This is a genomic window from Brevibacillus agri, from assembly GCF_004117055.1.
Classification (GTDB): domain Bacteria; phylum Bacillota; class Bacilli; order Brevibacillales; family Brevibacillaceae; genus Brevibacillus; species Brevibacillus agri.
In genome coordinates, this window is the sequence record NZ_CP026363.1 from 142,267 (window position 1) to 152,500 (window position 10,234).

The 10,234-nt window shown below is 55.3% G+C and carries 9 protein-coding genes (1 of these 9 cut by a window edge); 4 read left to right on the forward strand and 5 right to left on the reverse strand.

The window, feature by feature from the left end; translation table 11 throughout:
• Positions 1-5: 5 nt before the first annotated feature.
• Positions 6-677: a LytTR family DNA-binding domain-containing protein gene (locus BA6348_RS00710; protein ID WP_005832196.1), complete on the reverse strand. Its 672-nt coding sequence runs from the start codon at positions 675-677 to the stop codon at positions 6-8.
• 227 nt (positions 678-904) lie between these two features.
• Between BA6348_RS00710 and BA6348_RS00715 the strand changes: the two genes are divergently transcribed.
• The 4 genes from BA6348_RS00715 (at position 905) to menC (ending at position 6,969) form a co-directional block, all read left to right on the forward strand.
• Positions 905-2,926: a sigma-54 interaction domain-containing protein gene (locus BA6348_RS00715; RefSeq protein WP_005832195.1), complete on the forward strand. Its 2,022-nt coding sequence runs from the start codon at positions 905-907 to the stop codon at positions 2,924-2,926.
• Between the two features lie 180 nt (positions 2,927-3,106).
• Entirely contained in the window at positions 3,107-4,525 is a 1,419-nt protein-coding gene (locus BA6348_RS00720; protein ID WP_005832193.1) for a YfcC family protein, read from the forward strand.
• A gap of 96 nt (positions 4,526-4,621) precedes the next feature.
• The gene (locus BA6348_RS00725) at positions 4,622-5,764 is read left to right on the forward strand and encodes a M20 peptidase aminoacylase family protein (protein ID WP_005832192.1); all 1,143 of its coding nucleotides are present in this window, start codon (positions 4,622-4,624) and stop codon (positions 5,762-5,764) included.
• A 56-nt stretch (positions 5,765-5,820) separates the two neighbouring features.
• Complete coding sequence (gene menC, locus BA6348_RS00730; RefSeq protein WP_026558314.1) at positions 5,821-6,969, forward strand: o-succinylbenzoate synthase; 1,149 nt, start codon at positions 5,821-5,823, stop codon at positions 6,967-6,969.
• Between the two features lie 75 nt (positions 6,970-7,044).
• On the opposite strand, the gene BA6348_RS00735 is transcribed toward menC, so the two are convergent.
• The 4 genes from BA6348_RS00735 to BA6348_RS00750 form a co-directional block, all read right to left on the reverse strand.
• Positions 7,045-7,953, reverse strand: coding sequence for a hypothetical protein (locus tag BA6348_RS00735; protein WP_122952520.1), 909 nt, complete (start codon positions 7,951-7,953; stop codon positions 7,045-7,047).
• Between the two features lie 141 nt (positions 7,954-8,094).
• Positions 8,095-8,388, reverse strand: a complete 294-nt coding sequence (locus BA6348_RS00740) for a HesB/YadR/YfhF family protein (protein WP_005832187.1) — start codon at positions 8,386-8,388, stop codon at positions 8,095-8,097.
• 142 nt (positions 8,389-8,530) lie between these two features.
• Entirely contained in the window at positions 8,531-9,820 is a 1,290-nt protein-coding gene (locus tag BA6348_RS00745; RefSeq protein ID WP_005832186.1) for a sensor histidine kinase, read from the reverse strand.
• Positions 9,820-10,234, reverse strand: the 3' portion of a protein-coding gene (locus tag BA6348_RS00750) for a response regulator transcription factor (protein ID WP_005832185.1). Its footprint extends 260 nt past the window's final position; the window shows 415 of its 675 coding nt (coding positions 261-675); its start codon lies beyond the right edge, outside the window; the stop codon is at positions 9,820-9,822. Before BA6348_RS00750 ends, BA6348_RS00745 begins: the two co-directional genes overlap by 1 nt.

Genomic DNA, 10,234 nt, shown 5'->3' on the forward strand with positions numbered 1-10,234 from the left:
AAAAGCTAGAAGCCGAGCAGTTGCCGGAACGTGCTGGCATACGTCTGGCTCACGGGAACTCTCGTCTTCTGCTTGTCCTTCATCTCCAGCATGAAAGTCGAATGGAAATGCGGATGGATAAAGCCGATGGACTCCAGATTGACAAAATAAGAGCGATGGCAACGCGCGAACCGCTCAGGCGGAAGCATGTATTCCAGCTCGGACATGCTGTATTTGTTCGGGTACGACCCGCTTGCCGAATGCAGCAGCGTCTTGCCCTCGTGCGAGCTGATGTAAACAATCTCGTGCAGCGGAATCGGCAGCCAGCCATCTTCCCCTTTTCCAATCAAAAACGACAGCCTAGGCTGCGGATTAGCCAACGGAACGCTTTGCAAAGGATAGATGGCGGTAATACAGCCCATGACCTCTCCCCCGCGGAACAGCGGCAGCGACAAACCGTAGTACGGCACGCCAAAAATGCGGCTCTCCACCTGATGTCCGACTTTTCCTCTCTCCATCAGCGCCTTGTGCGTGGCAGAGCCAATCGGGACCTGGTCGCCCGGGGAGATTTTCAGATCAATGTTTGAGCTTGGCTGATAATACAAGTATTGGGTGCCGTCCGAGATCGCAATCGACACTTCTTCCGGCACAGCTTGGCCAATCATCTGCAGCATTTCTGGAACAATCTTGTTCTCCATGCTGAATCCTCCTGCTCCTCTTCACTCTTTTTCTTTTTTCTCTTTCTTCTATTAAACCACACTTCCCTCCCGGCAGATCAATCCTTGTCTTTCCTGCGCAGACAAGGGAATCCATCCGTTGCGGGACAGCCGTTGTGCTATCATGGTATCAACAGTTTTTTGCGAAAACTTGGCAGCGCCAAGCCATTGGCGAAAGCTTTAGTCTGTACAAAAAAAGGCGGTGCACCATGGACCACACCATTGTCTTGATTGCAAAAGGAACCGACACGCTCGCTTTTCTGCTCAAGGAGCTGCGGGCGTATTTTGAGCCTTATTGCAAGGTCATCGGCTTTGCCAGCCACGAACAAATCCCTGACCTCTCCGGGGTGTCCCACGTCTTCATTACGACCAGGGCGCCTGAGTTGTACACGATCGCCCGTCAGGCCGTCCCCGAAACGGTCCCGATTACCGTGCTGAACCGTTTTTTTGAACTGCGCAAAATAAAGGCGCTGATGCAAATCCCGCCCGGAACGACCGTGCCTGTCATGAACAACTCGCCGGTCACAGCCCAGGAGGTCATCCAAAACTTGCTGGAAGTCAAGATTGACCACCTGAATTACGTCCCTTTTCACCCAGGCAGTACGTTCGAGGAGCGCTTTCGGTATGCGATCATCATGAGCATTCCCGATGTGCCGCTGCCCCCTCACGTGGAAGTCATCGACCTCGGCTTTCGCAAAATCAGCATTCACGATCTGATTGATACCGGGCGCAAGGTGGGCGTCCCGATTGAATGGGAGCGGCAATACCTCTCCGCCTTCATCGTGGAAATGTCCGAGCTGGCCAAAATGCTCGGCACTTCCTACGCCGAAGTGCAAAAGCTCAACAGCCAGCTTCAATCCACCTTTCAGGCGGTGAAGGATCCGGTCATCGCCTGTAATGAGGACGGTCTAATCACGTTCATTAACGATGTCGCCGTCGAGCTGTTCTGTCCGCACGAATCGGTCGTTATCGGCAAGCCTTATACGATCCTCAAGGAACACGGCCTGCTCGCCCCCTTTTTTGAACAGGAGGGGCAGGAGGATGCGCTCATCGCCATCGACCAGCGGCAATTCATCGTCAGCAGCCACAGCATTCGCCGCAGCCACGAGCATCTCGGCTTCGTCTGTACGCTGAAAGACGTGACGGAAATCCAGCGCCTGCGCACCCAGCTCGCCCTGCGCGGCCACACCGCTACCTACTCGTTTGCTGATATAAAAGGCAGCAGCCAGCCGCTCCTGCACGCCATCGAGCTTAGCAAAAAGATGGCGAAAAACAACCAGACGATCCTGCTCACGGGTGAAAACGGGACGGGCAAAGAGCTGTTCGCCCACGCGATCCACCAGCATTCGCTGCGCAAAAACGGCCCGTTTGTCGCGATCAACTGCGCCTCCCTGCCGGAAAACTTGCTGGAGAGCGAGCTGTTCGGCTACGAGGACGGAGCCTTCACAGGCGCGCGCAAAGGAGGCAAGCCCGGACTGTTCGAGCAGGCGGATGGCGGCACGATTTTTCTCGACGAGATTGGCGATATCTCCCCCGCGATCCAGGTCAAGCTGCTGCGCGTCCTGCAGGAAAAGCAAGTGATCCGCGTCGGCGGCACAGGGATTTTGTCCGTAGACTGCCGGGTGATCGCTGCCACCAACCGCAATCTGGAGGATGCCGTCCGGGATGGCGCTTTTCGCGAAGACTTGTTTTACCGGCTGGCCGTCCTGCCCATCGAAATCCCGGCGCTGCGCGAGCGAACGAGCGACATTCCGCTGCTGATTGACGATCACTTGAAGCAGCAAGGGATTCGCAAAAGCTGGTCGCCGGAAGTCATGGAGCTGTTGCTCGCCCACGACTGGCGAGGCAACATTCGCGAGCTGAAAAACGTCGTGGACTACGCCATTACGGTAAGCGAGCATCCTGTCATCGGCATTGCCGACCTGCCCAAGCGTTTGACCGAGCGGATATTTCAAAAGCAATCCGCAGCGGCGGCCGTGCCTCTCGAGGATGAGCGGAATCTGGATATTTTGCTCGGACTGTATCAATATTACCTCGCCAACAAACCAGTGGGGCGCTACCAACTGGCGCACACCCCCGTCCTGCAGGCGAACGGCTGGACGGAAAGCGCGCTACGCAACCGCTTGAAACAGCTTGAGCAGCTTGGACTGGTGCGCTCAGGCACAACCCGTCAAGGAACCTCGATCACCCGTGACGGCATCGAAATGTTGAGGAAATATGGAAAAATATAGTGCAAGGCAAATGAATATTAGGTTGTATTAGGACGAATAAATCCTAATAAACATTCCTAAAGAGTGCGTTTTCGTTTGGACGCTGCCACCCTCCGTCCAATGAAAACGCCTTTTTTCGCGAAATTTCGACAGTTGGCACGCCACTTGCTTATAGAAAAGGCAAAAAAGCGAGGTGACCTCATGGCTACAAAACATTCTTCTCCAGCAGCGCCAGCCAAAAAACGTTTTTCCGTCCCGCACACTTATGCCATTCTCTTTATCATCATCATTTTGGCAGCGCTTGCTTCCTACGTGCTTCCGACAGGCGAGTTCGAACGCATCAAGGACGACGCCTCGGGCAGAACCATCGTGGTAAACGGCAGCTATCACGCTGTCGAGAGCAGCCCTGTCGGCTTTTTCGACATGTTCAAAGCAATTCCTGAAGGGATGCAAAAAGGCTCGCAAATCATCTTTTACATCTTCATCGTCAGCGGCGTTTTCGGAATCATCCGCCAGACGGGGGCCATTGAGGCGGGCATCAACAAAGGCGTCCGCTATCTGGAAGGCAGGGAAAAGCTCCTGATCCCCGCATCCATGTTCCTCTTCTCCATCGGCGGCTTCACGATGGGGATGGCGGAAGAAAGCATTATTTTCGTGCCAATCGGCATCGCTCTCGCCCGCGCAATGGGCTTTGACGCCGTAACAGGTACCGCCATGATTACGATGGGGGCAGCGGCCGGCTTCATGGGCGGCATGCTCAATCCGTTCACGGTAGGGGTCGCCCAGTCTTTGGCGCAGTTGCCGCTCTTCTCCGGTCTGACCTTCCGCGCTATCGTGTACGTCTTTGTCCTCGGCTTTGCCATCTGGTACGTCATGCGCTACGCCTACCGGGTGAAGGCAGACCCGACCAAGAGCGTCATTTACGCGATCGAGCAAAAGGAAAGCGACGAACAAGTCGCCGTCGAAATTCCCGATCTCAACGGACGCCACAAGCTGGTCTTTCTGGTCATGGTCTGTGGACTCTCCTTCAACGTCTACGGCGTGTTCGAGTACGAATGGTTCCTGACCGAGCTTACCGCTTCCTTTTTAATCATGGGACTGGTTGCCGGGCTTGTCGGCGGGCTGAATGTAAACAAGCTGTTTGACTCCTTTGTCGCTGGCGCCAAAGCCGTTACCTTCGGCGCCCTGATCGTCGGCTTCGCCCGGGCGATCACCGTCGTGCTGGAAGAAGGAAAAATTATCGACACGATGATTTACGCGCTGACTTCCGCCATCGGCCATTTGCCGGATGCCATCAACGTGCTGGCCATGTTCCTGATTCAAGCGGTGTTGAACCTGTTCATTTCGTCCGGCAGCGGCCAAGCGGCGACAACGATGCCGATCATGGTGCCAATCGCCGACCTGCTGGGCATTTCCCGTCAGGTCGCCGTCCTTGCCTTCCAGTACGGGGATGCGGTGACGAACTCGATCATTCCGACTTCTTCTGCCTTGATGGGCTATCTGGCTGTCGCTGGCATTCCGTATGAAAAATGGGTCAAGTTCATTTGGAAGCTGCTTCTCGGCTGGGCCGTCATCGCCGCCATCGCCCTGATCGTCGCTGTAACCATCGGCGTTTCCTAGAGCTAAAGACGACGCACACCTTTTTCAAAACAAGCTGGCTTGCGTCGCATGCGCCCCGCTGTGGCGCAGCCCCAGCCGCAAACCTGTGGAGGAACCATGCGCACAACAATCAAACAATTGCAGCCCGCCATTTTTTCTCTGTACGAGCATTTGCATCGACATCCGGAGGTTAGCTGGCAGGAAGTAGAAACGACCGCTTATATCGCCCGTTTTTTGCAGGAGCGTCATTGCCGGGTCACGACGTTTGACGACGTAACCGGAGTGGTGGCGGAATGGGGAGACTTGACCCCGGGAGGATTGACGGTCGGCGTGCGGGCAGATATGGATGCGCTCTGGCAGGAGGTAAACGGCGTCTTCCAGGCGAACCACTCTTGCGGGCACGATGCCCATATGACGATGGTGCTGGGCGTCCTCATGGTGTTGCAGGCGCAAAACATCCAGCTCCCCGGCCGCCTCAAGCTGATTTTCCAGCCGGCGGAGGAAAGCGGAAACGGCGCTTTGGCTATGGTTAAAAAACAAGTGGTCGACGACATCGACTATTTGTACGGCGTCCATCTGCGCCCGGTTCAGGAGATTCCGCGCGGCACGGCTGCCTCTGCCATCATGCACGGCGCGGCAGGCACCATTTTCGGGCAAATCAAGGGAGACGATGCCCACGGGGCGCGCCCGCACCTTGGCGTCAATGCCATCGAGGTGGCAGCGGCGATCGTCGAGCAACTCAAAGGGATTCACCTCGATCCGCTCGTCCCTTATTCCGTGAAAATGACGCAGCTTTCTGCGGGCAGCAAGAGCAGCAACATCATTCCCGGCTCGGCCCAGTTCCACCTGGACTTGCGCGCCCAGACGAACCTTGTCATCGACGCGCTGTTTTCCAGAGTCGAGCACATTTTGCAGCACGTCGCCCAGCTTTATGAGGTAGACTTGTCCTATGACATCACCGAGCGGGTGTACGCCGCCGAAGTCCACGAAGAGGCGCGGCAAATCATGGCCGAGGCGATTGTGCAGACGCTCGGCGCAGACCGTCTGGAAGCGCCGATTCAGACGCCAGGCGCGGAAGATTTTCACTATTACACCAAGGAGCGCCCTCACCTGCGCGCGACGATGCTGGGACTGGGCTGCGGCCTCGCACCCGGCCTGCACCATCCGCAGATGACATTTGACAAAGAAGCGCTGCTGGATGGGATCGAGATTTTGGCCCGTACAGTACTCACCACGTTTGAGCGGCACGCTGGCAAGTAAATCCGCCTGTGCGCCGCCATCGCTCATACGAATCCCAAGTCTGAGGAGAGATGGTCATGAAAATCGAACGCGTCGATCTGCAAAGAATCAAAATCCCGTTGACAGCCCCTTTTGTCACCAGCATGGGCTTGGAGACGCACAAGGAATGTATTCTCGTCCGCGCCTACAGCGGAACACATGTCGGCTTCGGCGAGAGCGTCGCGATGGACGTTCCGGTCTACAACGAGGAGGATGTCGATACAGTCTGGTATATGCTGGAAAAATATTTGATTCCACAACTTTTTTCCCGTGAAATCGAGCACCCTGATGAAGTATCGCAAATCTTTTCCTGGATGCGCCGCAACCAGATGGCGAAGTCGGCGTTGGAAGGCGCGGTTTGGGACCTGTATGCGAAAATGAACGGCATGTCCCTCTCCCGGGCACTTGGCGGAACCCGGACGACGATTGACGTAGGGGTCAGCATCGGCATCGAGCCGACGATCGAGAAGCTGCTTGCGCGCGTAGACAGCTTTATCCGCGACGGCTACAAAAAAATCAAGGTCAAGATCAAACCGGGCTTTGACGTAGAGCCGATCCGGGCGATCCGTCACACCTTTGGTCCGGACGTTCCGCTGATGGCCGATGCCAACTCCGCCTATACGCTGGCAGACATCGACATGCTGAAGCAACTGGACGACTTCGGGCTGATTATGATCGAGCAGCCGTTGGGGCACGACGACATCATCGACCATGCGACATTGCAAAGAGAACTGAAAACGCCGATCTGCCTCGACGAGTCGATCCATACGGTGGAGGATGCGCGCAAAGCGATTGAACTGGGAAGCTGCCGCATCATCAACATCAAGATCGGGCGTGTCGGCGGCCTGACCGATGCCAGGAAGCTCCATGACCTGTGCGCGGCAAAAGGCGTTCCCGTCTGGTGCGGCGGCATGCAGGAAGTCGGCATCGGCCGCGCGCACAACATCGCCATCGCTTCGCTGGCCAATTTCACCATCCCGGGCGACACGTCCCCTTCGCACCGCTATTTTACAGAGGATGTAGTGACGCCGATGATCGATTTCGTTTCGCCGGGCGTACTGGCCGTTCCAACCGGAGCCGGCATTGGTTATACAATCAATGAAGCCGCCATTCTCCGCGCACTCGTTCAGCACAAGAGCTACTTTGCGAATCAAGAATCTACCACTACCGTCATTCCGAACTGGTAGGCCACATAGCCACAGGCAAAACAGGGAGCGCTACAGCAGCCTCCCTGTTTTTTTAACGCCCGTCTGCTCGTCTGTCTACTCCATCGTCGTCAACAGCTTGCACAGATTGCGTTCGGCGTCTGGGCGCTCCCCGGCAGGCAGCCTGCCCAGCAGATCCAGCGCCGCGTACGGAAGCTTGAGCGCATGTGGATCGCTGTACGTTTTTTCCCAGTATGCAGGCGAAAAAATCTCCGTAAACGCAGGTTCCTTGACCTCATCCGCCAAAACAAACTCCGGCATCTGCCGATTGAGGTAAGTCTGAATCCGGTGGTTCACCATGCCTGCCTGCACCAGCTCCCCGTATCCGAAGCGCTCCAGGTCTGTCAAAGCTTGCGCGTGCGTCACACCATGGACGATCTCGCCCGCAAAATGGTAGCGCTGCCCGTCGATCACTCGCCCCGGCACGACGGTATGCAGCTCGGCAAACGTCCTTCGCGCCATCTCCTCGGTTGTGTCGTACGGAGCCACTTCCTCCGCCACATCCGCAGTTGTGACGGCAAAATAGCTGTCGATGCCCCAATAGCGCGTCGGTCTGTCTTCTGTCGTCTTTTTCAGCATTTCGACCAATCCGGCGACCACGCTCGGACGAACCAGATCGGGCCGATCCCGCAACGCCTTCAATGCCAGCACGCCCAATGCCAGTCCATGCCCGGATGTCCGCAGTTGCTTCACATTTTGCGTCAGTCCGTCAACGACCTGCTGCAGCAAAGCCGGATCAGCCTGTTCCTCTTGACCCAGCGGCGCAAACCATTCCGGCTGCAAGCGCCGAAACGCCTCACAGGTTCGCTCAATTCCTGCTTTTACATGCTCAGGCAGCTCATGCTCGCGATCCATGTAGTAGCCCGCCAACAAAGCCGCACCGTAATGCCCTCCAAACCAGCCTGCCTGCGCGGCCCGCGCCATTCCCACTACGCCAAGCTCCAAATACGAATCGAGTAACCGCATGCTCCATCCTCCTTTTTCCAATCGGGTATAGATTTATAATATAATAAATATTTTTGTTTGTTAAGTATAAAAATAAAATGACTCCTGCTTCGGGAGTCATTTCGGTATCGTTTGTATCAGATTGAGCGATTCGCTGCTTGCTCACGCTTCATCCAGTTTGAAATCCACTTCATCCGTCGCCGGTCGGTAGTCGACGATCAGTCCATTTCCATTCATATACCACAGCTCATCCTGCTCCATGTAAAAGGTAATGCCGTCTACTACCGCAGAAAGCCCGACTTCGTTCGGCTGCTCTTTGGCAATCCCCATGGAAAACGAATCCTGCACCGTGCTCACGCCTCCATAGCGGACAAAAAAGCGGACGCTGTCGCCTTCCTTGCATCCCCACTCTTCCTTGAACCACGCTACCGCCGGGGCCGTTACTGTCAGTTTCATCGCTCGTCACTCCTCTCTTCCCTTGTAGTTTACCTGACTTTCTAAATATGTAAAGCAAAAAAGTATATTATTCGCACTCGCCCCATGCGGCGGAACGGAAAAGAAAGACCGCTTTCCTTTTCGGAAAAGCGGTCTTCTGCTGTTACTTCAATGGAAGTGTAACCAAAAAACTCGTTCCTATGCCTTCTTCGCTGCTTACCGTAATTTTGCCGTGATGGGCGTCCACGATCCACTTGGCGATGGACAGGCCGAGCCCAGTTCCTTCCGTCGCACGCGAACGCATTTTGTCCACCCGGAAAAAACGATCAAACAGGAATGGAATGTTCTCCTTGGAAATGCCGATCCCGCTGTCCTTCACCAGAATGGCGACGCGGTTTCCTTCTTTTTTGCACGAAACAAAAATGGTGCCGCCTTTGTTCGTGTACTTGAGAGCGTTGTCCAGCAAAATGACCATGAGCTGGTGCAGGCGCTCCTCGTCCCCGACGATCTCCAGCGGCTCCTCAATCGCTGTCTCCAGGCTGATTTCCTTCACGATGGCGAGCTGGGAAAATACTTGCGTGCATTTCTGCACCATCTCATCCAGCCGAAATTTTCTGCTCATAATCTGCAGTTCATTGGAGTCGCTGCGGGCGAGCGTCAACAGGTCGGCTACCAGCTTGCTCAACCGCTTCGCCTCCTGCATGCCGATCATGATTTTTTCGCTTTCCTGCTCGATGGTATGATCGGGATGGCGGAACAGCCGCTCCAGATTGACCATGATCGCTGTCAACGGCGTGCGCAACTCGTGCGAGGCATCTGCAATAAACTGCTGCTGCTTTTCCCACGATACCTGGATCGGGATGAGGGCGCGTCTCGCCAAAAACCAGCCGACGATGATCGCAATGACAATGCTCACTATATCGCCAATGACCACGACGTACAACAGGCTGCTCAGCATGTTCTGCTCGGGCGCCAGATTGTAAATCAACTGAAACTGGTAGGCTACTTGCAAGTGATCGCCCACGACGACTTTTTTCGGCACGGTGACCGTCTGTACCCGATATACCTGTCCTTTGATCGTCACGGTTTCGATGCCGTCCGGCTTGCCGATATGGAAAAAGTTCGGCAACTCCTCCGGCTCCAGACGCTCGCCAAAAGCCGTTCCGATCACCCGGCCAAAGCTATCCCAGACCAGCAGGGCGTACCTGCGATCGAGATCCATGTACTTTTTTCGCTCCAGGCGATTGTAAGGAAAAGGATCATCGTTAATCCGCTGCAAGCGAGGCAGAGGGTCTACCGTAAGCCGCTGACTCACCTTCTCCAGCTCGCGGTCTACTTGCGAGTACAGCCGATACTTCATCGTATAGTAAACGGCACTCCCCAACGCATTGAGCAGCAGAAATACCACGATGACATTCAGTGTCACCAGGCGAATCCGCGTTTTTCGAAACATTACCGTTCTTCCTTTTTCAAAATGTAGCCCACGTTGCGGATCGTGCGAATGTAGCTTTCGTAAGCTCCCAGCTTTTTGCGCAAATAATGGACGTACAGATCGACTACTCCGTAATTCGCCTCTGAGTCGATGCCCCATACGCGGTCAAAAATTTGCTGGCGCGTCAGGATTTGCTCCCGATTTTGCAGAAAATATTTGAGCAGCTCGTATTCCTTCGTGGTCAGCTTCATCGGCTCGTCATCCACAAAGCCGTCGTATTCATTTACCTTTAACGAAATCGGGCCGTATGCCATTTCGCCTTCTGTGCCGGTCTTTCCGTTGCGCCGCAGCAAGGCTCGCACTCTTGCCGTCAACTCTTCTGCGGCAAAAGGCTTGACCAGATAATCATCGGCTCCCGCATCCAGTCCCTCGACT